The following is a 23,863-nucleotide window of genomic DNA, read 5'->3' on the forward strand; positions in this document are numbered from 1 at the left end:
TCATTCCGAACGCATGTGAGGAATCTCAACAAAATAGATTTCTCAGTTGTTTCACTCCTTCGAAATGACATGGAGCATAGGTAGATGTGCAAAAGCATTAGTATTTTTGAAACAAAGCCCGCTGCATGAATGATGAAACCTTCCTTCGCCTAAAGGCATTTTTCCCACAAGTCAATTTTCAGGGTTTGGATGAGTCTTGGTTTCGTTCGCTTTGGGTAGAAAAAACATTTAACCAATACGACATTATTACCGAGGCCGGTTCCATTGAGCATTATTTCTATTTTGTGTTGGAAGGTGTGCAAGCCTTGTACATCTTGAATGAAAAAGGGCAAAAAGTGGTGCTTGGGTTTTCGTATACCGGAAGTCCGTCTGGGGTTTTTGATTCCTTTATTGCGCAAACCGCGTCTTCCACTTTTTTGGAGGCATTAAAACCCTCCACCCTTTTGGGTATTCATCTTTCGGATTACCATCACCTTTTCGAAAAGCATCCAGAATTCCATAAATGGGGGCATCTCTTTTTTCAAAATGTACTTTTTGGACGGCTCTTTCGGGAGGTGGAGTTACTCACAATGTCGGCGGAACAACGGTATGTTACTTTTATGCAGCGCTGTCCAGAGGAACTTAAAGTTATTCCTCAAAAATATCTGGCCTCCTACCTCAATATGAAACCGGAGACTTTTAGTCGGTTAAGGGCTTCGGTTACATATTGATATTAAAATAAACTTCCGTCAGTTTGAGTGATTTTCAAGGGAAAACTGTATCGAAAACAAGGAAGTTTTGCGACTCAACCACATCTCGATACGTTTCCTTCGTACAAAGTACTTCGAAAACACTCGAGGTGACGTTGGTTTTAGTGAAAGTGGGATAAGCTCTTCCCGCGCCAAATAAGATAAAATAACAAACCCACCGTAAAAGGGTGGGCTCAAAGTTTTTAAGGAAGTCTGCGGCTACTGTGCATTGTCATAATAAAATCGCTCATGCACAATTTGATATCCTTGCCATTGTTGTACTGCTACCTGCTCCATCTTGGCCCTATGCCCTCCTTTGAAGGTAACATCCATGGTGGACTCCACAAAAGAAGTGCCGGCTGCCTCATCAGACCCAACTTTGTTTATTTCTAAACTGTGGAACTCTTCAATATTGTTCAAAAATTGTTCCTCATAGGCTCGGCATTCGGCTTTACCATTTCTTGTTCCCCTAGGTTCGGTCATTACCACGTCTTCTGCGTAGTATTTATCAAAGGCACCTAAGAGTTGACCTTGCTGAAGTTGATTGTAAATGTCCCTAGCTTTTTCTTTATAACTCATTGTAATAGTTTTTATGATGACATAAAACTAAAATATTTTTCTATACAACTATTGTATATACAAATGTTTAACATCAATTTATAATTTTACATGTAAATCTCATCCAATGTGCTTTTCTATATTCTTTTTGAATTCTGGTACAACCTCTTCTTCAAACCAAGGATTCTTTGCCAACCAAAACTGGTTTCGGGGGGAGGGGTGCGGCAATACAAAATACTCTGGGGCGTAGTTCTGATAATTTCGAACGGTTTCTGTGAGATTTCTTTCCCTTTTGTTTCCTAAATAGCGTTTTTGTGAATATTGGCCTATTAAAATAGTAAGTTGAATGTTGGGCATTTGTTCCAAAAGTACATCATGCCATTGCGGAGCGCATTCTGGTCTAGGCGGGAGGTCACCAGATTTTCCCTTTCCAGGATAACAAAACCCCATGGGCATTTGAGCAATTTTGGTTTCGTCATAAAAGGTTTCATCGGTCACACCCATCCATCTTCTAAGCTGCTTTCCACTTTGGTCATCCCAAGGGACGCCCGTTTTATGCACCTTTGTGCCCGGGGCGTGGCCAATAATCAAGATTTTGGATTCAGGATGACCAGCCAAAATAGGTCTTGGACCTAATGGTAAATGCGCTTGGCAGATTTCGCACTTTCTTATTCTCTCCAAAAGCTCTTGCATACTTCTGTCTTATATAAATATGGATTCTAATAAATAAATGGTAAGCATCCCCCAAAAGGTTCCCGTGGCCATGCTCAAAATAGCCAGAACAATCGCATGGGGCATCCATTTTTTCTGATAGGCGGCCGTGACGGCGGGCGCGGTTGCAATTCCTCCCACATTGGCCATACTGGCAATGGGCACCCAGGCAAAATTGACATTCAAGAGTTTGGCAACCAGAGTCATAAAAACAAAATGTCCGAAAAGCCAAATCACCAAAAATCCAAAAAAGCTAGAATTAAAGCCGAGCACATCAAACTGAAGTTTAAGTCCCAAAATGGCCATCACGACCAATATCAAAACTCCGCCTAACTTTAAGGAAAACTGAAAATTCCATCGGGGAATAAAATTTCCCAAAATCAGTCCAACAATGGAAAGGACAACTACCTTGAGCGCAAACATGTCTATGATTTGATTGCTAATGACCACAATACCGCCCATGATCAAAAGGGTCAATCCTATGGACAAAGGTTTTCCCTTTCTTTCCCGAATTTCTTCAGGTAAGCTAATATCCCTTATTTTAAAAATGGCATTCAAGGTTTTGCTTCTTTTGATGGTCTGGAACATCAAAATGGTCCAAACGTTCACCAAAATATTGTCCATCACCAATACGGAGAGGAAGATATTCTCCGGGCATTCCACCAATTCTTTAAGCACCAACTGACTCGTGCTACCACCTATCCAGCTTCCCACAATGGGCGGCATTCCTTTCCAAAAACCCTGATTCCCCAATGTAGTGGCCACTAATTCTGTGTTTGAAAAAAATAACACAAAAACCACCGGAAAAAGCGCAATGAAAATGGAACCTGCCACAAAAACTACAATGGGTTTGTACCCTACCGCCTTTAATTGGCCCAAGGATAAACTGGCCATAACGGCAACAATGGTTAGTGGAATAAAATAGTCTTTGCTATAAGTGTGAATTTCGTCTTGAGAAAAATCCAGATTAAAAATGAAAGAAATAAGTGCAGGGATGATGTAGGCCAGAAGAATTGCTGGAATCCAGTCAAAAATGGACTTTAGGTATTTGCTTTCAAAGCGATCCAGAAAATAAATGACCACAACCGTAAAGCATACAATTGCCCAAGGAATCCAACTTATCATTTGCCCTGCAATATCCCAAGATGAATAATCCGACTGCCAGAAATGGAAACAGGATTTGTGCTTTTTCCAATCACAATTCCAGATTCGGGTGCAGCATATTGTTCGACCACCTCGCCAAATGCGTTCTTAAGAATAGCTATTTGTTCCCCTTTTTCTACTATTTGTTTCAGCTCCACCAAAACTTCCAAATACCCCCCCTTTTGGGTAAAAACCCAATAAGACTTAGAGCACACATAACCCAGTTCTGGCAAATCATATTTGGAATCAGAAAAGCCGAATCCGTTCAGTACTTTCAAAATTCCCTCTACCCCACGTTTCACCATTTCCGATTGGTACACCTGTGGATTTCCATACTCCATGGTGATTGAATGTACACCTTTGCTTATAGCAAATGCACGAAGGGTCAATCCTGAAGCCTCACCAAAACTTGCCTTTCCTTTGTTGGATACAATGATATCTGGTTGTAGTAACCTAAGCATCTTCGCTAAAGTCTCATCACTCATATCTCCTCTGCCATAAAGACTGTTTACCCTACCAAAACTTGCGGTATGCAAATCGATATGATAATCAAAAAGAGGAACAATCTTTTCTCCTATTTGATAGGCCATTTGTTGGGAACGATTACCATTGGGTTTGCCAGGAAATAATCTATTTAAATCTTGAAGGTCCATGAACTCCCGTTGATTCCTTGCGATAGCCAAAGGGTTCAACCCTGGAATGGCCACAACCGTACCTTTTAAGCCTGAAGGATTGATTTCATCTATGAGTTTATGGATGATGGAAATTCCATTCAGTTCATTTCCATGGATGGCGGCCGTAAGTCCCAAAACCTTTCCCTCCTCAGCACCTTTTAAAATAATAACCGGTACGGTAATTCGATTTCCAAACTCGTTATCTCCGAGTCCTAACCAAACCTTGTGAACTTTGCCGTTTTCAAAATTGGCCAGATTCAACGCATCAAGAATTACATCATTTGAATCCTGGGCCTGAATCCCGAGACAAAAGAGTATCAGTAAAAAAAGTGAGCGTTGGTTTTTCATGGTTATAAGCGTGTAAATCAAATATACTTTTTATTTGTTTTCGTTGACTTCCCTTTTCGTTTGACATCCAATGACTTTCGCCATCCCAAACCTCTAATCATCCTTTTTCGTATACAGGAATTGCCCCAACAAAACGCCGAGGCAATTCTTCATCACACAATCCACCTATCATGAAAACCTCTTATACATGGATTTCAGAGAACTCTAGTCTGCTACTTCTGGTTTATGCAGGCTTACCACAATCAGCACAGCAATCCCATTAATCCAGTAATAGTATCCATCCAACCCTTCAAAAGAGAGCGCAAAGGGCGCCAAAATAAATACCACGGCCACCAAAAAATCTATCAATAAATGATACCTGTAGGGAATTACCCGAAATACTCCCAAGTGGTGGTCTGTCAATAAAGTCAAAACCAATGCGGCCACTCCAACGGCAACTGAAAGCTGCAATGCCAAGGGATTGGAACTTCCCAAGCCCAACAAAAAAGGTAAGGCTATCAATGCTAATGCAACTGGATAATCTAAAAATGCATGTATTCTTTTTGTAACGAATTTCATAATCTTAATTTTTAATTGAACTCCCCTACAATTCTAGTTGTAGGTTTTGCTTAATTGCTTCCAGTTGGTATCTGCGGTGCTCTTCAATTTGGAGTGGTTTTTCTCTGCCAACCATAATTGTTTTGCATCCAATTCTACATTGTTCAAGAACAAATAATATTTGCCATCTTTCACCATAAATTTGTTAGGGTCTACTCTAAACTTGGCTCCAGCATATACTCCAAAAGCACAGTACCCGCCATATTGTGGCAAATATTTCTCTGGGTTCTTGTCAAATGTTTTTTTCTGTTCTTCAGAAGTGAAGTAATAAGCTACTTTGTTGTATTCTGATTTATAGGCTTTATTTCCTATTTGTGCCAATCCCAAATCCAAGTAGGATACAGGGCTGTAGCCAGCCAATGCAATATTGCTGTTGTCAATGTTGTTTGCTTTTTTGTCTTGTCCAAAAGTGATTGAACTGATTGCTAAAGCAAAAATGAGTACTGTTGTTTTAATTGTATTTTTCATCGTTCTATTTTTTAATAATTGTCTGTATTTGTTTTTAGAATTCTTCTTGAACCGCAGGTTATGATAGGTTAAGTTTTCTACTATCCATGCAGTTCGTTTCTTCGGTCTCAAAACCTAAGGTGGTTGACTTTCTCCATCTGGCTTCCGTAAAAAGAGAGCCAAAATCGAAACGTTGCGTCTTAATCAGTCGTCCGTGCCGTTTGGTGTTGAAGAAATGCATAGCAAATTCTTTTACTCCGCGTTGAAATACTCTTCTTGTACCACTTCACCGTTTTCATTCCAGATTCTGCGAATGATTTCGTGCCAGTAAATCTTACTGTCGTCCTTCATGTTGAAATCGAATGTGAACTCTGATGCAGATACATTTCCATCAACGATGGTGTGGTGATGAGTAATGCCATTGACTTGGGCAATAGCTCCTGCAAAGCCTTCCATTTTTTCAACCATTTGTTGTTTGTTGGTAGTTGCTACTCCATTGTAGTCAGAGGTAGTAGAATCTTCTGCGAAGAATTGTTTTACCGCATCCACAATAGCTCCTTGGGCAACTATACTGTCCATTTCTGTTGCTAATGATTTAATATCCATTGTTGTCAATTTTTAATGTTTACACAATTGTTGTTTGTAATTACATTGCAAATTTCAGCAAGGATGCCAGGCTAGGAGGTACAAAAAAGACGCTAAGAATTGTACTTTTTGGATTTATACAAAGTGGGTGTGGTGCCTGTATATTTCTTGAAGAATTGGGAGAAATGATTGGCTTCTTCAAAACCCAAAGCAAAGGCCACCTCTTTTACGGAAGCATCTTGTTTCAATAGTCTTTTTGATGAAGTGATTAATTCTCCTCGAATCAATTGTCCTAGGGAAGCATTCATTTTAGCCCTAGTTTTTTTGGAAAGCGCCTTTACGGAGAGATGCATTTTGTCTGCATAAAACTCAAGGTTTCGCTGTTCCGTGTGATGGGTTTTTAGTAATTCAACCAAGTCCTGGATAAACGAATCTCGGTTGTCAAAGTCAAAATCATTTCTGAACTCGGAAGGGGTCATTCCCGTACTTCTTTTAAAGACCCGATTAAAGTAAGCTGGGTCTTTATATCCCGTTTCAAAGGACACTTCTTGAATGCTCTTATCCGTAAAAACAATTTTCTTTCTACCCTCCATCAATCTTTTGTTGGAAATCAAGTTTTTTACAGAGAGCCCTATTTTATCCTTGACCAAGGCTTGGGCTTCGTATCCATTTTCGGTCATCAGCTTTATCAAATCATCACTGGAAAAATTACCGACATAGTTTTCGTCAATAATATCCTTGACATCAAAAATCAGCTGGTATTCTTTCTTGCTAGCCTTAAAGGGATTCTGCCAATACCATTGTTTGGATGATATATCGATGATGTCTGTAGTGTTTTCCGAAAATACGGTGTTGGATAAGTATTTTTGGCATTCATCACACTCATTAAAGTTGATATAGCCCAATGAAATTAGGTGTTTAAAAAGCACACGTACTTCCTTCTTTTCAAAGATGTCCTTGTTGGGAAACTCAATCTTTCGAACCACAAAGTCATCTGAAAAGAATTTGATGTATTGGCCTTTTTCCAAATAAATGGCCTTGTCCTGCCAATCCGAATAGTTTTTAAAATCTACTTGAATGGTTCCTGAACCGGAAAGAATATGAAATAAGGTATACTTATTCACAAAGTACACCTTGTTGATTTCAGGATATAGTTTTTGTACCACTGTGGCCGTCGGTTGTTGCCAATTTGGTCGAAAAAAAGGGAGATTACTAACACTTATTGCTTTCCGGCCACCACAATAACAAACTCACCCTTAGGGGGTTTAGTTTCAAAATGTTTCAAAACATCAGACACCGTTCCTCGGATGGTTTCTTCATACATTTTAGTCAATTCACGCGAAACTGAAACTTGTCTATCCACTCCAAAATATTCACCAAACTGCGTCAATGTTTTTATCAATTTATGTGGGGATTCGTAAAAAACCAAGGTCCGTTTTTCTTCGGCCAAAGCCTCCAGTCGGGTCTGTCTGCCTTTCTTAACGGGTAAAAATCCTTCAAAAACAAAACGGTCATTGGGAAGACCACTGTTCACCAAAGCAGGCACAAAAGCGGTAGCCCCAGGCAAACACTCCACTTCAATATTGTTTTGGACGCAGGCACGGGTCAACAAAAATCCGGGGTCGGAAATCGCGGGGGTTCCCGCATCGGAAATCAAGGCCAACGTAGCCCCACTCTTTAATCGTTCTAACATGGCTTCAAGCTGTCTGTGCTCATTATGCATATGGTGACTCTGCAAAGGTGTGTCAATTTCAAAATGCTTTAGCAGCTTTCCGCTGGTACGCGTGTCCTCGGCTAAAATCAAATCCACTTCCTTCAAAACCTTAATAGCTCTAAAGGTCATGTCCTCAAGATTTCCTATTGGTGTTGGAACCAGAAACAGTTTTCCCATAGGCCAAAGTTAAGGCCTTGCCTTTTTTCCCGTGAAGTAGGAAGTCAGTACAAAAATAAAGGCAAGAAGAGCCCCCATTTGTTGTCCATCGCCAATCATAACATGCGCGAAAAAGGCCAAAATGGAGTTAAAGAAGAATCCGGCATATGCCCATTCTTTCAACCATTTTGAAAAATTCCCCCAAACTGCAACAAGGCCCAAAAGTTTGGCAATGGCCATAGGATAAATTAAATAAGTTGGATAACCCATAGCTTCAAAAAAGCCACGAATCATCTCGTTGTTAAAAAAGTAATTGTACGCAGAAAAACACATAATGGCGGTCAACAAGGCAGTTGATAGCCAATAGGTAATTTTAATACCTTTCATCTTAGTTAGGTTTAGGGATGAATTTCCCTAAAAATATAAAAAGTAGCCGAAACGGATTCCGGTTTATGCGAAGCGTCTTTCTATCAGTGCCATAAAGCGAGATTCATACTCCTCTTTACCTTCCCAATTGTGGTACTCCGGTTTTACCAAATTGGTGATAAATGCCTTGGAACGTTCCTCAGTCTCAATGGTGTTTAGCTGATTGACAACCTTTTCGTATTCCTTAATATTGTCGTTGAAGAGGTGCTTAACAAAAGCCAATTTATCATTCAATCCTATTTGATACTCCTTTACGAACGAATCATTTAAAGACTTTTTCGCTGAAGCTTCAGCGGTGCTTTCTGTAAAAATATCCTTGCCATTTTCGGGCTTTTCCGGTTTGGCCACAAACTCCGCAAAAAAGTGCTCCACCGCAGTCTCCGTAGGCATTTCTGAAACCATATCTTTAATCGTATCCATCCCAGGAGTAATAATATCCTCATCGTGAGGATTACTTTCCGGAACTGCTGTATTGCCACTCATAACAGTGTTGGCCAATTTTTCAAATCGCGATGCCAACACATTCTTGGAAACATCCACCTCAATATCACTCAACTTTTCATCAATAAACTTCAACACCGCAAGTTTCTCATAGAGTTCTTTTGCCTTATCATACAGCTCAATTAACTGCTTGTCTTCCCTGGCCGTAATAATGTCAGTGGATAGTTTTATCAATTCTTCCCGTAACTTCCTAACCATCACTTAAATCTTTTTATAAAAATAAGTCCATTTTGATAATACCTTTAAGAACAAAAGGTTAAATTTTATCGCTGTAAGAGGGCTTATTTTTTTAGTAGCTTTGTGTTTTGTCTTAATATAAAACGAAAGTACTACCCTTTTCGTTTAAAAGTACAGTATGTTTCTCGAAAATACGGTAAACCCAGAAGAACAGTTTGGATGGATAGAGGTTATCTGCGGTTCCATGTTTTCAGGAAAGACCGAAGAGCTTATCCGACGCTTAAAACGCGCCAAGTTTGCCAAACAAAAGGTTGAAATCTTTAAACCCATAGTGGATACCCGATATCATGAAGATATGGTAGTCTCCCATGATTCCAATGAAATCAGGTCCACGCCAGTACCTGCTGCTGCCAACATTCGATTGCTAGCGGATGATTGCGATGTAGTAGGTATTGACGAAGCCCAATTCTTTGATGACGAAATAGTAACGGTTTGCAACGATTTGGCCAACAGGGGTGTTCGCGTTGTAGTTGCCGGATTGGACATGGACTTTAAGGGAAATCCATTTGGACCTATGCCCGCACTAATGGCCACAGCAGAATACGTAACCAAGGTGCATGCTGTTTGTACAAGGACCGGAAATTTGGCCAACTACAGTTTTAGAAAAGCTGACAATGATAACTTGGTTCTTTTGGGAGAAACTGGAGAATATGAACCCCTTAGCCGAGCTGCTTTCTACAAGGCCATGCTCAAAGAAAAAGTAAGTAAAATGGATGTAGAGGCCGAAGAGGTTACCCCTAAAAAGAAAACAGCCAATGGATAAAGTTGGTGAAACCGTCTTGGAAATTGACCTAGAAGCCCTAGCCCATAACTACAACTACCTCAAATCAAAACTGCTTCCCAAAACCAAATTCTTAGCAGTGGTAAAAGCTTTCGCTTATGGAAGCGACATGGTTGCCATTGCAAAAAAGATGGAATCCCTTGGAGTGGATTATTTTGCCGTGGCCTATGTGCGGGAAGGTGTTTTACTTCGCGAAGCGGGTATTGTGACTCCCATTCTGGTGCTCCATCCCCAACCTGTGAATTTTGAACAATTGATTACGTATCAGTTGGAGCCAAGTTTATATTCCCCGAAAATCTTGGTTGAATTTTTGAAAACAGCTCGGGAGAAAAAATTGAAGAACTACCCTGTTCATATCAAATTCAATACCGGTCTTAATCGTTTGGGGTTTTGGGAAACCGACGTCGATTACATCTCAAAACAATTGGACAATCGTGATGAGATAAAAATCACCGCTATCCTCTCCCATTTAGCCGCATCAGAAGACCCTGATGAGAAAGAATTCAGTGACACTCAAATCAAGATTTTTAAGAAAATAAGTGTCGCGCTCAACGAAAGATTAGGGTACAGTCCATTTAGGCACATGTTGAACACTTCCGGTATCATCAACTATCCAGAAGCGCAATTTGAGATGGTTCGTAGCGGCATTGGTTTGTATGGCTACGGCAACAGTGCTATTGAAGATAAAAACTTGAAGCCAGTAGCTCAGCTAAAAACCATTATTTCCCAAATACATAAAATAGAACCCGGCGAAACGGTCGGATACAACCGTGCTTTTAGTTCGGAGGGGTATCGAACCACTGCAACACTACCGCTAGGTCATGCAGATGGTATTGGTAGACAGTATGGGAATGGAAAAGGCTATGTGCACATTAAAGGAAAAAAGGCTCCTATTATAGGCAATGTATGTATGGACATGATTATGGTAGATGTAACCGAAATTGACTGCGTGGAAGGTGATGAGGTACTGGTTTTTGGACAAGATAATTCTGCTGATGCCTTTGCGTCATCTGCCCAGACCATTTCCTATGAAATATTAACCGCCATTTCCCAGCGGATAAAACGAATCATTCGGTAATATCCACTTTTTCATCCTTCCCTTGCAAAAAAGTGGTTTTTTTCTGTATTTTGGATTCATTAACCATAAAAAACTATAAAATGGGATTTCTAAAAGAATTCAAGGATTTCGCCATGAAGGGGAACTTGGTTGACATTGCCGTAGGTTTTGTCATGGGTGCGGCCTTCAACAAAGTTGTAGCCTCTTTTACTGGAGGAATCGTTTCACCGCTCATCGGTCTTCTGTTTAATTCTGATTTCAATGATTTAAAGTATGTTATAAATGAAGGTACCGTGAATGACGCAGGTGAAAAAGTTGGCGAAATAGCAGTCCTCTATGGGGCATTCTTGACCAACGTAATTGATTTCCTCATTGTCGCCTTTGTCATGTTCCTGATTGTGAAAGGAGTGAACAGAATGAAGAAGAAAGAAGAGCCTGCTCCAGAGGCACCAAAAGGACCATCTCAAGAAGAATTGCTTGCTGAAATCCGGGATTTATTGAAAAAATAAAATCGACGACCCTGTAAAAAAGGGTACCGCTACATCACAATTCTTAACTAAAAAACCGTCAGTCTGTTTCGCTAACACTCTGACGGTTGTTTTATTTGTAACATTTTGTTATTTTTTCTTTCATCTTTCTTAAAAGACTTGCATAAATCCAATCTGCGGATGTACTTTTGTTCCATAAATTGATTAAAACTATGAAAGTAGCCGTAGTTGGAGCCACGGGAATGGTGGGCGAAGTGATGTTAAAAGTATTGGCCGAACGTAATTTTCCTATAACTGAATTGCTTTTGGTGGCTTCTGAGCGTTCCGTTGGTAAAAAACTGGAGTATAAAGGTGAGGATTATACGATTATTGGGCTTGCTGATGCAATTGCCGCTCAACCAGATATCGCCATCTTCTCCGCTGGAGGTGGTACCTCTTTAGAATGGGCTCCCAAGTTTGCAGAAGTTGGAACAACGGTAATCGACAACTCCTCTGCTTGGCGAATGGACCCAACGAAGAAATTGGTAGTTCCAGAAATCAATGCATCAGAATTGACCTCCGAGGACAAGATTATTGCCAACCCTAACTGCTCTACCATTCAGATGGTTATGGCATTGAATCCACTTCATCTCAAATACCAAATGAAGCGAGTTGTGGTCTCTACCTATCAATCGGTGTCAGGTACTGGGGTTAAAGCTGTCCAGCAATTGGAAAATGAGACCAAAGGTATAGACGGGGAAATGGCATATCCATATCCAATTAATAGAAACGCATTACCACATTGTGATGTCTTTATGGAAAATGGATACACCAAAGAGGAGATGAAACTGGCTAGAGAACCTCAAAAGATATTGGACGATAGGACTTTTTCAGTCACCGCTACTGCAGTGCGAATTCCAACTGCTGGAGGTCATTCCGAATCAGTCAATGTTGAATTTCATAAGGATTTCGACCTTAACGAAGTTAGACAATTGCTTAGTGAAACTCCAGGCATAGTAGTTCAAGACAATCCTGAAACCAATACGTATCCCATGCCCATCCATGCGCATGACAAAGATGAGGTCTTTGTTGGGAGATTGCGTAGAGACGAGACGCAACGCAATACGTTGAACATGTGGATTGTATCAGATAATTTGCGAAAAGGAGCAGCGACTAACGCTGTGCAGATTGCTGAATATTTGGTACAGAAAGGATTGATCGCCCAGCAATCTTCAGCAGTTTCTTAAAATACGTTAAAGGTTACCCTAGTTTTCAAAAGCCTAGTGGGAATTGTGCTATTTTTAACAGATTAAATTAATTGAAAATGCGCAAATTAACCTTCCTAATCGCTGTGCTTATTCTTGCCAGTTGTACCCAGGAAAAAAAGAGAGAACCTATTGCTGTGAACTATCCCGTTACCAAAAAGGTAGACACTGTGGATACCTACTTCGGAACTGAAGTAAAAGACCCTTTTCGTTGGCTCGAAGATGACCGTAGTACCGAAACCGAAGCTTGGGTTAAGACTCAAAATGCCACCACATTCGGTTACTTAGACAAAATCCCTTTTCGAGAAGACTTAAAAAACCGTCTGGAAAAGCTATGGAATTATGAAAAATTGGGCTCCCCTTTTACCGAAGGTGAGTACACTTATTTCTATAAAAATGATGGGCTTCAAAATCAATATGTGGTTTATCGCCAAAAAGATGGTGAAGAGGCAGAAGTGTTTTTAGACCCCAATACATTTTCTGAAGACGGTACCACTTCATTAATGGGCCTGAGTTTTACCGAAGATGGTTCCAAAGCCGCCTACTTGATTTCCGAGGGAGGAAGTGATTGGAGAAAGGGAATCGTAATCGACACAAAATCCATGGAAAGAGTAGAGGATACGCTTGTGGATATCAAATTCAGTGGTATTTCATGGAAAGGAAATGACGGTTTCTACTATTCCAGTTATGATAAACCAGAAGGAAGTGAACTTTCTGCTAAAACAGACCAACATAAACTATACTATCATAGCTTGGGAGCCCCGCAATCCGAGGACAAGTTGGTATTCGGAGGGATACCTGAGGAAAAACATAGATATGTAGGGGGCAGTGTATCCAAAGATGAAAAGTACTTGTTTGTTTCCGCTCGAATATCTACTTCGGGGAACAAACTTTTCATGAAAGATTTATCAAAACCAAATAGTGAATTGGTCACGATTCTTGATGACACGGACTCAGATACCTATGTAATTGACAATACAGATTCCAAACTGTTTTTGGTTACGAACAGAGACGCGCCCAATAAAAAAATTGTCGCCGTAGATGCTTCCAACCCAACTCCTGAAAATTGGAAGGATGTTATTCCAGAAACCGAGAATGTACTTACACCTGGAACCGGAGGCGGATACTTCTTCGCAGAATATATGGTTGATGCAATTTCCAAAGTTATCCAGTACAATTATGATGGTAAGTTGGTGCGTGAGGTTGAACTTCCTGGAGTGGGAAGCGCCAATGGATTTGGAGGCAAAAAAGAAGAAAAGGAGTTCTATTTTTCCTTTACCAATTACAACACGCCTGGTTCCTCGTACAAATTTAATGTGGAAACAGGTGCCTATGAGCAATACTGGAAACCTGAAATTGATTTCAATCCCGAGGATTATGTTTCCACCCAGGTCTTTTTCGATTCAAAGGATGGGACCAAAGTCCCTATGATCATTACCTACAAAAAAGGTGTGGAAATGAATGGAGAAAATCCTACTATTCTATACGGATATGGTGGTTTTAATATAAGTCTTACTCCCTCGTTCAGTATAGTAAATGCAGTTTGGATGGAGCAAGGTGGAATTTATGCTGTACCCAATCTTAGGGGCGGTGGGGAATACGGCAAGAAATGGCATATTGCCGGCACCAAGCAACAAAAGCAGAATGTGTTTGATGATTTTATCGCGGCAGCCGAATATTTAATTGCTAACAATTATACCTCCAAGGAATACTTAGCTATTCGTGGAGGCTCGAATGGAGGGCTTTTAGTTGGGGCTACCATGACGCAACGTCCTGATTTGATGCAGGTGGCGCTGCCTGCAGTAGGTGTTTTGGATATGTTACGTTACCATACGTTCACGGCAGGTGCTGGATGGGCCTATGATTACGGGACCTCTGAAGATGACAAAGAAATGTTTGAATACTTAAAAGGGTATTCTCCAGTGCACAATGTAAAAGAGGGTGTGGAGTATCCAGCTACTTTGGTCACCACTGGGGATCATGACGACCGTGTTGTTCCAGCACATAGCTTTAAGTTTACTGCCGAGCTCCAAGAAAAACAACAAGGGGACAATCCTACCTTAATCCGTATTGAAACCAATGCGGGGCACGGAGCGGGAACACCTGTAAGTAAGACCATTGAGCAGTACGCTGATATTTTTGGTTTTACCTTATTTAACATGGGATATGATAACCTTCCAAACCAAGCCGTTTTGAAGGAATTTAAAGATTAATCAAATTGGATATTTAATCAAATCCGCCTTTGAGGAGGCGGATTTTTTATGCTCTTAAAAATAATGCTCGACGTTCAGGTTCACTCTTTTGATTATGATGGCAGGTTGATTCTGAAGGATATCTTTTTTAAAGTCAACAAAGGGGAGCATATTGCCTTAATGGGAGAAAGTGGCTCAGGGAAAAGTACGCTGTTGAAAATTATCTACGGTTTGCTTCATCTTAAAGAAGGTTCCATTTTTTGGGGAGAAAAACAAGCCCTGGGGCCCAATTACAATTTAGTGCCTGGAGAGCCTTATATGAAATACTTGTCCCAAGATTTTGATTTGATGCCCTTCACCACTGTGGAAGAGAACATTGCGGAGCATCTTTCTGTTTTCACACGAGAAACTCATGCTGATCGTATTACCGAATTACTCGAAATGATCGAAATGAAGGACTATGCCAAAACAAAGGTTAAAAACCTTAGTGGAGGCCAACAACAACGAATAGCCCTGGCAAAAGTGCTTGCCCAAGAACCCGAAGTGCTTTTGTTGGATGAGCCTTTCGGTCACATTGATAATTTTAAGCGAAATGCTCTCCGATACAATTTGTTTCCTTACCTAAGGAATAAAGGTATTACCGTTATAACCGCTAGTCACGACCCTAATGATGTCCTATCTTATTGCGATAGGATTTTGGTTATCAAGGATGGGAAATGTTTAGCAAATCACGAGACCCAGTTGCTGTACCAAAACCCCCCAAATTTTTATATAGCGTCATTGTTTGGCGAGGTGAATCAGGTTCCCATTCGCCTACTTAAATCTTACGCTCCATTGGATACTTCCGTATTGATTTATCCGCATGAATTTAAAATTTCGAAGGAGTCGGGGCTCAAAGTAGAAATTACCAAATCGCAATTCAGGGGCTCCCATTTTTTAGTTGAAGGAGAGACAAAGGAAGGATATTCACTTCGCTTTAATTCAAATGAAGAACATGATATTTCTTCTTCGGTTTATTTGAACATATCTTTGGAGACTATCAACTTACGGCTAAAGCCCAAAGAAGCATTTTGGACCAAGGAATCATCATAAAAGAACTTCAGTTTAAAGCTGTACGCAGTAGCGGACCAGGAGGGCAACATGCCAATAAAGTTTCTTCCAAGATAGAACTCTCATTTGATGTTGATGCTTCTTTGGGCTTGTCACCAGAGGAAAAGCAACGAATATGCCTAAAACTACGATCAAGATTAACTGCGGAAAAAATTCTCAAACTAAACTGTGAAGAATCAAGAAGTCAGCACAAGAACAAAGAGTTGGTAACCAAGCGCTTCTTTCTCCTATTAAAAAAGGCTCTGGAAGTTCCCAAAAAAAGGAAACCTACAAAGCCTTCAAAATCTTCGGTTGAGCAACGCTTAAAATCCAAGCGAAAGCAGTCCAACAAAAAAATCAATCGCAAAAGACCCGATTTGGACTAACCCATTGACGGGACTTCATAAAAGTATTGGGCCTTTTTTATTTTCCCGTCCTCCACTTGATACAAGCAGAGCTCTTCAAAAGCCCAACGGCCCGTATCCTTGAAAGTGGCATCCATGGACATGGGTACTACGAAATGATTGGCGGCTACCATAGGGTCTCCTACCGTACCCCCATGAACTGCTTCAATGCTCTCCGCCCATTGCAAATAACCATTCCAAATATTGTCTTTTCCCTTGGTTACTTTTTCCCCAGGCATTCCATCCATTTCTATACTTTCTGCATCATCTGCATAAAGGTCATAGGCCTCCTTGTACTTTTCTTCACGGCACAACTGAACCAGTTTATCCGCAACTTCTTGTGTTGTCATGACATTCATTTATTGGTTAATACCTTTAAAGATAAGCATCTTGATAAGGTATTTGTTTTAAGGAATGGTTAAACCAATCCCGATTAATCTATTTTCGAGATTTTGATTGTCTTCCCATTGAATTTGAAGCTCTCACCAGTAGTTTTTCCCAATAAACACTGCCCTATTGGAGAGGCGACGGAAATGCAGAATATCTTTTCATGGGTATCTTCAAAAACTCCTGCAAAAACTGACAGAAAATAGGATTGGTCATTGGTTTTTATTAAACTTCCTAAACTTGCATTTGAAGTGGATTTGTCAATAGAAATTCTTCGAAGTATCTCTTTTACTTGTTTCAGCTCCTTTTCCTGTTTTTCCAGTTTTTCCTGTTCCAACTGAACCATCGCCCTTCCCGTTTCGTGCTTATCTCCCGCGGTGCTTTTGGTTTCGTTGACCAAAGAATCCTGAAGAAGCTTATATCTTGCAGTCAACTTCTGTTCCTTTTCATTTACATAAGCATGGCAGTGTTCCAGAAGCGCTGTTTTTATCGACATGGAGCCTATTTTTATATAAAGGTCAATCTGAAAACCGTTTCAACACTAGGGATGGAATGCACTTTGATGCTTCCACCATGCAACTGCATTACCCTCTTTGAAAGACTCAATCCAATCCCGGTCCCACTTGTCTTCGTAGTAAAAAAAGGTACAAAGATTTCTTCCATTAGTTCCTTGGGTATTCCTGGTCCGTTGTCCCTTACTTCAATAGTTTTTATTCCGCTTTCTTGCTTTGCTATTAGCTGAACTTGGGCATTGTTGGTGTTTTCTGAGGATTGAATGGCATTTTTGCACAGATTGAGCAGTACTTGCGAAATTTGTTTTTCATCTATGTAAATCTCTAGATTGAGCGGAGTACAATCTATTGTGAATTCAACGCCAGACTCCTTTGCCTGGGTCTCCAATAGCACTTGTATTTTGTTAATTAGGTTAAATCCATTTACCAAGGTCCTATCCGGTTCCGGTACGCTTAAGAGTGTTCGATAGGACTGGACGAAATCCATCAGGTCGCCCCCCTGGTCTTTAATTACTTGCAAACCTTTTACGGTATTCTGTATTTGCGCTTCCTCCAAATCCGATGCAGAAATGGCCTCCCCATTCTTCGAAAAATATTTGATAATCGTATCCGAAATAGAAGTTATGGGGGTAATGGTGTTCATAATTTCATGGGTCAGTACACGAATCAATCTTACCCAGGATTCCGTTTGTTTTTCATCCAATTCCTTGTCAATATCCTGGGCTACGACCAACAACAATTCTTGCTCGTTAAGGACAATCCCCCGAGATTTTAAAGCCAATTGTTTTTGCTCCCTTTCATTGGTCAACTCCACCAGTTTACGATCAAACGGTTTCAATTCACTAAAAAGTTGGTACAGTTTTTCATCAACCTGTTGTAACTGCTTGATATGGTTTAACGGACTGTGATTGAGCAAACGTTCCATAGTCGGATTGGCAAATAATATATGTCCTGCCGGATTTACTGTAAGGATACCTATATCCGCTTGCTTGATAATTTCCTGATAATACTTTTCCTTGGCTTCATTCTTTAGATAAAGATCCTGAACCGTATCATTGAGCAGATTCAAACTATGGTTAAGTTCGTTCAAGGATTTTAGCTTGGTTTCCTTGGGAAATCGAAGCGTGAAATCTTCGTTCTTCATGGCTTTGAACAGATAGGCAATAGCGCTATTCATTTGATTGAAAAAACGAACTAGAAGTATTATCTGAACCACAAAAAACAAGAACCAAAGTCCACTAAATAAGAATTCCTTATTAATAAATGTGTAGGCTATCCCTAAGGCAGTAATGCCTATAAATACCACCCTAACAATAAGCCGATAATAAAAATTGTTACTTACCATCAGGACTGATTCTTTTTCAATTTGTTATAGAGCGTTTGTCTTGAAATCCCAAGCTGTTCGGCCGCTGCACTGTGATTTCCCTCATTCTGTTCAAGTGCCTTGGCAATCATTTGCTGTTCCATATCATCTAGGGTCAAGGCACTATTGCCCAATTCGTTATGAGGTTTTGGGTGCAATAAAAAATCTGATGGTTTTATCACATCTCCTTCAGACAAAATTACTGCACGTTCCATAGTATGCTGTAATTCCCTGATATTACCTGGCCAAGTATAGGTCATTAGTTTTTCTTGGGCTGCACTATTGATTTTGAGGCTCGGTTTATCGTATTTGCCCCCAAACCTTTTCAGAAAGAAGTCGGCCAATACAAGTATGTCCCCCTCCCGCTCACGGAGAGGTGGTACCTCAATATGTATAGTATTGATGCGGTAGAGCAAATCCTCTCTAAAAAGTCCGTCGGCGACCATTTGTTCCAAGTTGCAGTTTGTAGCACAGATTAATCGGATATCCACGGAAATGGATTTATTGGACCCCACTCTAACAATGGATTTGTTCTGTATTGCGGATAGAAGTTTTGCTTGCATTTGTAAAGAAAGGTTCCCCATCTCATCCAAAAAAAGACTCCCTTGGTGTGCAGCTTCAAATTTTCCTACCCGATCTTCTTTTGCATCCGTAAATGATCCTTTCAAGTGACCAAAGAGCTCACTTTCGAAAAGGTTCTCCGCAATAGAACCCATATCAACACCAATGAACACCTCATCTTTTCGAGCTGAAAGACGATGGAGCTCTCTTGCAATCAATTCTTTACCCGTTCCATTCTCTCCAGTAATCAAAACATTGACATCGGTCTTGGCCACCTTTTTTACAAGATTCAAAACAGAATTCAATGCCTTGGAATTTCCGATAATCAAATTCTTTCCTTCATTAATAACCTGTTTTAAATGGGTTTCTTTCTTTTTTAGCTTATTGATTTCAAGCTTGGATTTTCTTAGTTCATATGCGGATTTCACTGTGGCCATTAAACGTTCATTGTTCCATGGTTTTAGGATGAAGTCTGCTGCGCCCTGCTTTAATGCACTCACGGCAAGATCCACTGCTCCATACGCAGTCATCAAGATTACGGAGGTATTGGGTGACTTCTTTTTTATTTCGTTCAACCAAAACAGTCCCTCATTTCCTGTATTGACCCCAGCAGAAAAATTCATATCCAAAAGAACAATATCTATTTCCTCCAGTTTAGGAAAAGATGAAAGCTGATTGGGGTTAAACAGGGTCTTAACACTTTTATACTCAAATTGAAGTAAAATCTCAAGCGCACTGAGCACGCTTTTATTATCATCCACTACCAAAATATTGGCATCAATCATAAATCCTATAGTTTATTGATTTAAAGCTACAAATAGAATGTCAATCCCGCTAGGCATTGTAAAATATTTGGACAGAAATTGTATAAAAAATTTACACTTTGTTTTTTCAATAATTATTGATTTTATATTAAACATTTGATTTACAGATATTTAATTTTTTGGCATATGAATAGCTTTAAGTTTGGCACAGCAATAAAACATGAAATTTAAAATATACATATCAGTAGTTTTCTTCATCTTGGCAGCTAAGATGTTTTCACAAAAAGCATGGACTTTGGATGAGTGTGTTTCTTATGCCGTTGAAAACAATTTGCAAGTCAAAAATCTTAGTTATACCAAAGACAACAATCGCGAGAGCTATCGTCAATCAGTTCGTAATTTGTTGCCCAACTTTAGTGGTTTTTCACAATATCGCTATAATACCGGTCTAAATGAGGACCCTTCAACCGGTGTATTTGTCAATCAAGAGTTCAACAGTTTCAATTATAGTGTCAACGCCAACCTAGACATTTTTCAAGGATTTCAAAAACTAAACTCCATCAAAGCGGCCAAGTTCATTTACGAAGCCGCCAAAGAAGATGTGCTTCAAGAGAAGTTTCTACTTGCCTTCAGAGTAATGAGCGCCTACTACGACATTAAGTTCAACGAAGGGTTGGTGGCAAACTCCTTGGAGCAACAGGACATCTCACAGACCAATTACGATATGGTACAACGTCAGGTTGAGTTAGGGGTAATGGCAGAAGCAGATTTGGTGGAAGCCGAATCCAATTTGTTATCGGACAAACTTTTGGTTACCCAAAATCGCAACTTACTTGCTCTATCCAAATTGACTCTACTTCAGGAAATGAACCTTACAGAAGAAAGTGACATCGAACTTCAAATTGAAGAAGCAAGTGAAAATGATGTGGAAGGCTCAGGTACAGTAGAGGTTGATTCTTTATATACGGCGGCAAAAGGATTCATTCCTGTAATCAAGTCCCAAGAATACTTGGTGAAGGCGGCCAAAAAGCAATTGAACGCTACTCGCGGTAATCTGTATCCTTCCTTATCCATGATTGCGGGTCTGGAATCAAGATATTCCGAAACTACATTAGATGACAACGATGTGCCCGTGCCTTTCTCAGACCAATTGAACGACAACTTTTCACGATTCATCGGGGCACAGATCATTGTTCCAATTACAAACGGATGGTCCAGCCGCTCACAGGTGAAGCAACAAAAAATTGCATTGTTACAAGCAGAAAACAATTTGGACATTCAAGAGCAGGCCTTATTTCAATTAGTTCAACAGCTGGTTCAAACCAACAACGCTTTAGTTGCCGAATACGAACAAAGCAACAAGCGTGTTGAATCACAAGGTTTGGCATTTCAAATTGCACAAAAGAGATACGAGAAAGGGCTGATTAACGCATTAGAGCTTTTTCAAGCTAAAAACTTATACGGAACAGCACAGAACGAAAATCTACAAGTACGCCTTCGTCTGAAAGTAAACGAAAGCACAATAGATTTTTATAGCGGCTTGCCAATTTTTAATATCAATTGATAGACTAATGGATATACAATTAGAAAAAAAGAAAGGATTAAGACCCAAGCACTACGGTTACATTGCAATGGGAATATTACTTCTATTTGTTGGATGGAAACTACTTTTTGCCGGAACCACCTCAACATTTAGAACCGATAAAGAGCGACTTTCAATCTCCGAGGTTGTTGATGGAAAGTTCGATGACTTTATCACCATCAATGGAAATGTAGCTCCAATTGCTACCATATATATGGATGCCTATGAAGGTGGCCGAGTAACCGAAAAACTGATTGAGGAAGGTGCCATGGTAAAAAAAGGAGACATTATTCTCAAGCTGGAAAACATGGTGCTTTATGAACAAATTTTAGCTAGTGAAAGCAATTTGGCCTTAAAGCAAAATGACCTACGTTCCACCAAACTCAATTTTGATTCCAGACTTTTGGATGGCAGACAATCCTTGGCTACAGCTTTCTATGACCTACAGCGCCTAAAAAGAAATTATGAGCAGAACCAAGAGCTTTACGAAGAGAAGTTAATCTCAAAAGAAGCATATCTCCTATCCAAAGAGAACTTTGAGTTGGCTCAGCGACAACACAATATTATTGAAAAGCAAACTAAGCAAGATGAGGAATTGAGCAAAACTTCATTGACCAGTCTGGATGCCGATTTGGTCCGAATGAGAAAAACACTTTCAATGGTTTATGAAAGACTCGATCACTTAAACGTAAGGGCTCCCGCTGATGGTCAATTGGGCTTTTTGGACGCCGAAATTGGTCAAAACATTGCTCAAGGACAGCGTATAGGTCAGGTAAATGTATTGACAGACTATAAAATAGAAGCCGAAATAGACGAACACTACATTGATCGTGTAAAACGAGATTTGTTCGCTTCCCTTGAACGCAATGGAAATGAATATCAGTTGAGGGTTAGAAAGGTCTATCCTGAAGTTAGAAACGGAAGATTTCAAGTGGATCTGGTTTTTACGGATAACAAACCTGAAACTATAAGAGCGGGCCAGAGCTACAATATTAGATTACAATTGGGCGCTTCCAATGATGCTCTTCTACTTCCAAAAGGTGGATTCTATCAAAGTACTGGTGGACAATGGGTTTTTGTTCTTGGTGCCAGTGAAGACGAAGCATTGAAGCGAAACATTAGAATAGGAAAGCAAAACTCAAGGTATTACGAAGTTCTTGAGGGACTTCAGCCTGGAGAAAAGGTGATTACCAGTAACTACGACAGTTTTGGTACTGCCGAAAGAATAGTATTAAAATAAATTTCAATTAAAAAACATAAAAAAATGAACAGATTAGTGATATTTTATGGATGTGCGCTCTTAGCTAGCTCCGCCATAGCAGAAGAACAACAAAGTCAATGGGACTTCAATCACGAAAAACTAGAAGTAGTCCTGAATTCTACAAATTCGATTGTATCCAATACGATTAAAGCTCAATTTGCAGCAGGGGAACAACCATGTATTCCATGCAATGAAGAGAATGGTGAAGTTGAATTGGATATAAATAACATTGACTATGTCACTGAAGATAAGGTTGAGCTTGGGTTCAATCCAAACGACTATCTTCCTGAAAACTTTGATCCTTATACCACTTACTTCGACATTGACTCCATAGAGTATGTTGAAGAAGAAAATGAATATGTTGCTGGTATTGACACCAAAGTATTTCTTCCGGAAGATTTTGATCCATATACCGATATCGTTTCGGTGGATTCCATCAATTATATGGAAGAGGAAGAATTTGCTTTAGACTTTGATACCTCTAAATACCTTCCTGCAGGATTTTCTCCCTACGAAGTTTATTTTGACATAGATGCTATTCTCTACATTGACATTGAAGATTTGGAAGAGGAACTCTCGGTATCATCTTGGGAGACAAACATAAAAAACGAACCATATAACTAATTAATAAAGACCATAACATCATAAAAATGATACAGATACAGAACCTTAAAAAGAGTTTTAGAACCGAAGAAGTAGAAACCTTGGCGCTCAACGGAGTAAACTTGAACGTGGCAGAAGGCGAGTTTGTCGCTGTGATGGGACCATCCGGGTGCGGAAAATCAACATTGTTGAACATTATTGGGATGTTGGACAATCCGACCGATGGCAGTTACAACTTTGCTGGTCATGAGGTGAGTGGATTAAAAGAAAGCCAACGTACACAACTTCGTAAAGGAAACTTGGGATTTGTTTTTCAGAGCTTCAACCTTATTGATGAGCTCACTGTTTTTGAAAATGTAGAACTTCCTTTGATTTATCTTAAAATGAATAAAAGCGAAAGAAAGCAGAAAGTTCAAGCGGTTTTGGAACGTATGAAAATTGCCCACAGGGAAAAACATTTTCCACAGCAGTTATCAGGAGGTCAACAGCAACGTGTTGCTATTGCCCGTGCCGTAGTTACAAATCCCAAACTGATTCTGGCAGATGAGCCTACCGGGAACCTTGACTCCAAAAACGGAATAGAGGTAATGAAACTGCTCACCGAACTTAATCAAGAAGGCACCACTATTGTAATGGTGACGCACTCTGACCGTGATTCCCACTACTCGCATAGGGTAATCAACCTATTCGATGGACAAATAGTGACTGAAAGCCAAAACAAACCTATACAGGCAACCGTATAAGAGAGTT

General features: G+C 40.0%; 28 protein-coding genes. 12 read left to right on the forward strand and 16 right to left on the reverse strand.

Translation table 11 applies throughout. The features are described 5' to 3' along the window. Positions 1-125 precede the first annotated feature (125 nt). Entirely contained in the window at positions 126-710 is a 585-nt protein-coding gene (locus tag CLV81_RS03930) for a Crp/Fnr family transcriptional regulator (protein ID WP_106143744.1), read from the forward strand. 237 nt (positions 711-947) lie between these two features. On the opposite strand, the gene CLV81_RS03935 is transcribed toward CLV81_RS03930, so the two are convergent. From CLV81_RS03935 to CLV81_RS03985, 12 genes are all read right to left on the reverse strand, one after another. Continuing rightward, a complete protein-coding gene (locus CLV81_RS03935; protein WP_106143745.1) occupies positions 948-1,307 on the reverse strand; it encodes a nuclear transport factor 2 family protein in 360 nt (119 codons plus the stop codon). A 99-nt stretch (positions 1,308-1,406) separates the two neighbouring features. Continuing rightward, positions 1,407-1,979: a uracil-DNA glycosylase family protein gene (locus CLV81_RS03940; protein ID WP_106143746.1), complete on the reverse strand. Its 573-nt coding sequence runs from the start codon at positions 1,977-1,979 to the stop codon at positions 1,407-1,409. Between the two features lie 9 nt (positions 1,980-1,988). After that, entirely contained in the window at positions 1,989-3,122 is a 1,134-nt protein-coding gene (locus tag CLV81_RS03945) for a DUF819 family protein (RefSeq protein ID WP_106143747.1), read from the reverse strand. After that, complete coding sequence (locus tag CLV81_RS03950; protein ID WP_106143748.1) at positions 3,119-4,162, reverse strand: succinylglutamate desuccinylase/aspartoacylase family protein; 1,044 nt, start codon at positions 4,160-4,162, stop codon at positions 3,119-3,121. The genes CLV81_RS03945 and CLV81_RS03950 overlap by 4 nt, the downstream gene beginning before the upstream one ends. Positions 4,163-4,366: 204 nt before the next feature. Continuing rightward, positions 4,367-4,720 carry an SPW repeat domain-containing protein gene (locus tag CLV81_RS03955; protein WP_106143749.1) on the reverse strand — a complete coding sequence of 118 codons (354 nt, stop codon included), beginning with the start codon at positions 4,718-4,720 and terminating at the stop codon, positions 4,367-4,369. 33 nt (positions 4,721-4,753) lie between these two features. Then, positions 4,754-5,227 carry a YHS domain-containing (seleno)protein gene (locus CLV81_RS03960; protein ID WP_106143750.1) on the reverse strand — a complete coding sequence of 158 codons (474 nt, stop codon included), beginning with the start codon at positions 5,225-5,227 and terminating at the stop codon, positions 4,754-4,756. 58 nt (positions 5,228-5,285) lie between these two features. Further along, the gene (locus CLV81_RS20515; protein ID WP_158259068.1) at positions 5,286-5,447 is read right to left on the reverse strand and encodes a hypothetical protein; all 162 of its coding nucleotides are present in this window, start codon (positions 5,445-5,447) and stop codon (positions 5,286-5,288) included. 11 nt (positions 5,448-5,458) lie between these two features. Continuing rightward, complete coding sequence (locus tag CLV81_RS03965; protein ID WP_106143751.1) at positions 5,459-5,812, reverse strand: hypothetical protein; 354 nt, start codon at positions 5,810-5,812, stop codon at positions 5,459-5,461. A 92-nt stretch (positions 5,813-5,904) separates the two neighbouring features. After that, complete coding sequence (locus tag CLV81_RS03970; RefSeq protein ID WP_106143752.1) at positions 5,905-6,957, reverse strand: helix-turn-helix domain-containing protein; 1,053 nt, start codon at positions 6,955-6,957, stop codon at positions 5,905-5,907. 53 nt (positions 6,958-7,010) lie between these two features. Next, positions 7,011-7,682: a 16S rRNA (cytidine(1402)-2'-O)-methyltransferase gene (gene rsmI / locus CLV81_RS03975; RefSeq protein ID WP_106143753.1), complete on the reverse strand. Its 672-nt coding sequence runs from the start codon at positions 7,680-7,682 to the stop codon at positions 7,011-7,013. Between the two features lie 9 nt (positions 7,683-7,691). After that, the gene (locus CLV81_RS03980) at positions 7,692-8,048 is read right to left on the reverse strand and encodes a DoxX family protein (protein WP_106143754.1); all 357 of its coding nucleotides are present in this window, start codon (positions 8,046-8,048) and stop codon (positions 7,692-7,694) included. Between the two features lie 63 nt (positions 8,049-8,111). Then, entirely contained in the window at positions 8,112-8,786 is a 675-nt protein-coding gene (locus CLV81_RS03985) for a hypothetical protein (RefSeq protein WP_106143755.1), read from the reverse strand. A gap of 157 nt (positions 8,787-8,943) precedes the next feature. Between CLV81_RS03985 and CLV81_RS03990 the strand changes: the two genes are divergently transcribed. The 7 genes from CLV81_RS03990 (at position 8,944) to arfB (ending at position 16,062) form a co-directional block, all read left to right on the forward strand. Beyond that, on the forward strand, positions 8,944-9,588 hold the full coding sequence (locus tag CLV81_RS03990) for a thymidine kinase (protein WP_106143756.1): 645 nt from the start codon (positions 8,944-8,946) through the stop codon (positions 9,586-9,588). Then, positions 9,581-10,684: an alanine racemase gene (alr, locus tag CLV81_RS03995; RefSeq protein WP_106143757.1), complete on the forward strand. Its 1,104-nt coding sequence runs from the start codon at positions 9,581-9,583 to the stop codon at positions 10,682-10,684. Before CLV81_RS03990 ends, alr begins: the two co-directional genes overlap by 8 nt. 80 nt (positions 10,685-10,764) lie before the next feature. After that, on the forward strand, positions 10,765-11,172 hold the full coding sequence (gene mscL, locus CLV81_RS04000; RefSeq protein ID WP_106144899.1) for a large-conductance mechanosensitive channel protein MscL: 408 nt from the start codon (positions 10,765-10,767) through the stop codon (positions 11,170-11,172). Between the two features lie 191 nt (positions 11,173-11,363). After that, positions 11,364-12,377, forward strand: a complete 1,014-nt coding sequence (locus CLV81_RS04005; protein ID WP_106143758.1) for an aspartate-semialdehyde dehydrogenase — start codon at positions 11,364-11,366, stop codon at positions 12,375-12,377. A 77-nt stretch (positions 12,378-12,454) separates the two neighbouring features. After that, positions 12,455-14,608 carry a prolyl oligopeptidase family serine peptidase gene (locus CLV81_RS04010; protein WP_106143759.1) on the forward strand — a complete coding sequence of 718 codons (2,154 nt, stop codon included), beginning with the start codon at positions 12,455-12,457 and terminating at the stop codon, positions 14,606-14,608. 63 nt (positions 14,609-14,671) lie between these two features. Further along, on the forward strand, positions 14,672-15,679 hold the full coding sequence (locus CLV81_RS04015; RefSeq protein WP_106143760.1) for an ABC transporter ATP-binding protein: 1,008 nt from the start codon (positions 14,672-14,674) through the stop codon (positions 15,677-15,679). After that, positions 15,658-16,062, forward strand: coding sequence for an alternative ribosome rescue aminoacyl-tRNA hydrolase ArfB (gene arfB / locus CLV81_RS04020; protein WP_106143761.1), 405 nt, complete (start codon positions 15,658-15,660; stop codon positions 16,060-16,062). Before CLV81_RS04015 ends, arfB begins: the two co-directional genes overlap by 22 nt. On the opposite strand, the gene CLV81_RS04025 is transcribed toward arfB, so the two are convergent. The 4 genes from CLV81_RS04025 to CLV81_RS04040 form a co-directional block, all read right to left on the reverse strand. After that, the gene (locus CLV81_RS04025; RefSeq protein ID WP_146129824.1) at positions 16,059-16,430 is read right to left on the reverse strand and encodes a nuclear transport factor 2 family protein; all 372 of its coding nucleotides are present in this window, start codon (positions 16,428-16,430) and stop codon (positions 16,059-16,061) included. The two genes, arfB and CLV81_RS04025, sit on opposite strands and share 4 nt — an antisense overlap. 83 nt (positions 16,431-16,513) lie before the next feature. Beyond that, positions 16,514-16,963, reverse strand: a complete 450-nt coding sequence (locus tag CLV81_RS04030) for a GreA/GreB family elongation factor (RefSeq protein WP_106143763.1) — start codon at positions 16,961-16,963, stop codon at positions 16,514-16,516. 11 nt (positions 16,964-16,974) lie between these two features. Beyond that, positions 16,975-18,324, reverse strand: a complete 1,350-nt coding sequence (locus CLV81_RS04035) for a sensor histidine kinase (protein WP_106143764.1) — start codon at positions 18,322-18,324, stop codon at positions 16,975-16,977. Continuing rightward, positions 18,324-19,688 carry a sigma-54-dependent transcriptional regulator gene (locus CLV81_RS04040; protein WP_106143765.1) on the reverse strand — a complete coding sequence of 455 codons (1,365 nt, stop codon included), beginning with the start codon at positions 19,686-19,688 and terminating at the stop codon, positions 18,324-18,326. Before CLV81_RS04040 ends, CLV81_RS04035 begins: the two co-directional genes overlap by 1 nt. Before the next feature lie 199 nt (positions 19,689-19,887). Here CLV81_RS04040 and CLV81_RS04045 point away from each other — a divergent pair, with 199 nt between their 5' ends. Genes CLV81_RS04045 through CLV81_RS04060 form a run of 4 tightly spaced genes read left to right on the forward strand, consistent with a single transcriptional unit; the run spans position 19,888 to position 23,856 of the window. After that, positions 19,888-21,231 (forward strand): TolC family protein, encoded by a 1,344-nt coding sequence (locus CLV81_RS04045; protein WP_106143766.1) that lies wholly within the window; start codon positions 19,888-19,890, stop codon positions 21,229-21,231. Positions 21,232-21,238: 7 nt separating this feature from the next. After that, positions 21,239-22,489 (forward strand): efflux RND transporter periplasmic adaptor subunit, encoded by a 1,251-nt coding sequence (locus CLV81_RS04050; RefSeq protein WP_106143767.1) that lies wholly within the window; start codon positions 21,239-21,241, stop codon positions 22,487-22,489. A 24-nt stretch (positions 22,490-22,513) separates the two neighbouring features. Then, positions 22,514-23,134, forward strand: coding sequence for a hypothetical protein (locus CLV81_RS04055; protein ID WP_106143768.1), 621 nt, complete (start codon positions 22,514-22,516; stop codon positions 23,132-23,134). Between the two features lie 26 nt (positions 23,135-23,160). Beyond that, positions 23,161-23,856 (forward strand): ABC transporter ATP-binding protein, encoded by a 696-nt coding sequence (locus tag CLV81_RS04060; protein WP_106143769.1) that lies wholly within the window; start codon positions 23,161-23,163, stop codon positions 23,854-23,856. The last annotated feature ends 7 nt before the right edge of the window (positions 23,857-23,863 follow it).

The organism is Flagellimonas meridianipacifica (assembly GCF_003001695.1).
GTDB classification, from domain to species: domain Bacteria; phylum Bacteroidota; class Bacteroidia; order Flavobacteriales; family Flavobacteriaceae; genus Flagellimonas; species Flagellimonas meridianipacifica.

What these genes read in the sequence shown, in the direction of transcription:
- CLV81_RS03945 (WP_106143747.1), bottom strand. Translation starts at nt 3,122, where the DNA reads ATGATAAGTTGGATTCCTTGGGCAATTGTATGCTTTACGGTTGTGGTC.
- CLV81_RS20515 (WP_158259068.1), bottom strand. Translation starts at nt 5,447, where the DNA reads ATGCATTTCTTCAACACCAAACGGCACGGACGACTGATTAAGACGCAA.
- CLV81_RS04015 (WP_106143760.1), top strand. Translation starts at nt 14,672, where the DNA reads ATGCTCGACGTTCAGGTTCACTCTTTTGATTATGATGGCAGGTTGATT.
- CLV81_RS04045 (WP_106143766.1), top strand. Translation starts at nt 19,888, where the DNA reads ATGAAATTTAAAATATACATATCAGTAGTTTTCTTCATCTTGGCAGCT.
- CLV81_RS04010 (WP_106143759.1), top strand. Translation starts at nt 12,455, where the DNA reads ATGCGCAAATTAACCTTCCTAATCGCTGTGCTTATTCTTGCCAGTTGT.
- CLV81_RS04040 (WP_106143765.1), bottom strand. Translation starts at nt 19,688, where the DNA reads ATGATTGATGCCAATATTTTGGTAGTGGATGATAATAAAAGCGTGCTC.
- alr (WP_106143757.1), top strand. Translation starts at nt 9,581, where the DNA reads ATGGATAAAGTTGGTGAAACCGTCTTGGAAATTGACCTAGAAGCCCTA.
- CLV81_RS03930 (WP_106143744.1), top strand. Translation starts at nt 126, where the DNA reads ATGAATGATGAAACCTTCCTTCGCCTAAAGGCATTTTTCCCACAAGTC.
- CLV81_RS04050 (WP_106143767.1), top strand. Translation starts at nt 21,239, where the DNA reads ATGGATATACAATTAGAAAAAAAGAAAGGATTAAGACCCAAGCACTAC.
- rsmI (WP_106143753.1), bottom strand. Translation starts at nt 7,682, where the DNA reads ATGGGAAAACTGTTTCTGGTTCCAACACCAATAGGAAATCTTGAGGAC.
- CLV81_RS03990 (WP_106143756.1), top strand. Translation starts at nt 8,944, where the DNA reads ATGTTTCTCGAAAATACGGTAAACCCAGAAGAACAGTTTGGATGGATA.
- mscL (WP_106144899.1), top strand. Translation starts at nt 10,765, where the DNA reads ATGGGATTTCTAAAAGAATTCAAGGATTTCGCCATGAAGGGGAACTTG.
- CLV81_RS03935 (WP_106143745.1), bottom strand. Translation starts at nt 1,307, where the DNA reads ATGAGTTATAAAGAAAAAGCTAGGGACATTTACAATCAACTTCAGCAA.
- CLV81_RS03940 (WP_106143746.1), bottom strand. Translation starts at nt 1,979, where the DNA reads ATGCAAGAGCTTTTGGAGAGAATAAGAAAGTGCGAAATCTGCCAAGCG.
- CLV81_RS03980 (WP_106143754.1), bottom strand. Translation starts at nt 8,048, where the DNA reads ATGAAAGGTATTAAAATTACCTATTGGCTATCAACTGCCTTGTTGACC.
- CLV81_RS03950 (WP_106143748.1), bottom strand. Translation starts at nt 4,162, where the DNA reads ATGAAAAACCAACGCTCACTTTTTTTACTGATACTCTTTTGTCTCGGG.
- CLV81_RS04005 (WP_106143758.1), top strand. Translation starts at nt 11,364, where the DNA reads ATGAAAGTAGCCGTAGTTGGAGCCACGGGAATGGTGGGCGAAGTGATG.
- CLV81_RS04025 (WP_146129824.1), bottom strand. Translation starts at nt 16,430, where the DNA reads ATGACAACACAAGAAGTTGCGGATAAACTGGTTCAGTTGTGCCGTGAA.
- CLV81_RS04035 (WP_106143764.1), bottom strand. Translation starts at nt 18,324, where the DNA reads ATGGTAAGTAACAATTTTTATTATCGGCTTATTGTTAGGGTGGTATTT.
- CLV81_RS03965 (WP_106143751.1), bottom strand. Translation starts at nt 5,812, where the DNA reads ATGGATATTAAATCATTAGCAACAGAAATGGACAGTATAGTTGCCCAA.
- CLV81_RS03960 (WP_106143750.1), bottom strand. Translation starts at nt 5,227, where the DNA reads ATGAAAAATACAATTAAAACAACAGTACTCATTTTTGCTTTAGCAATC.
- CLV81_RS04055 (WP_106143768.1), top strand. Translation starts at nt 22,514, where the DNA reads ATGAACAGATTAGTGATATTTTATGGATGTGCGCTCTTAGCTAGCTCC.
- CLV81_RS03955 (WP_106143749.1), bottom strand. Translation starts at nt 4,720, where the DNA reads ATGAAATTCGTTACAAAAAGAATACATGCATTTTTAGATTATCCAGTT.
- CLV81_RS03985 (WP_106143755.1), bottom strand. Translation starts at nt 8,786, where the DNA reads ATGGTTAGGAAGTTACGGGAAGAATTGATAAAACTATCCACTGACATT.
- CLV81_RS04030 (WP_106143763.1), bottom strand. Translation starts at nt 16,963, where the DNA reads ATGTCGATAAAAACAGCGCTTCTGGAACACTGCCATGCTTATGTAAAT.
- CLV81_RS04060 (WP_106143769.1), top strand. Translation starts at nt 23,161, where the DNA reads ATGATACAGATACAGAACCTTAAAAAGAGTTTTAGAACCGAAGAAGTA.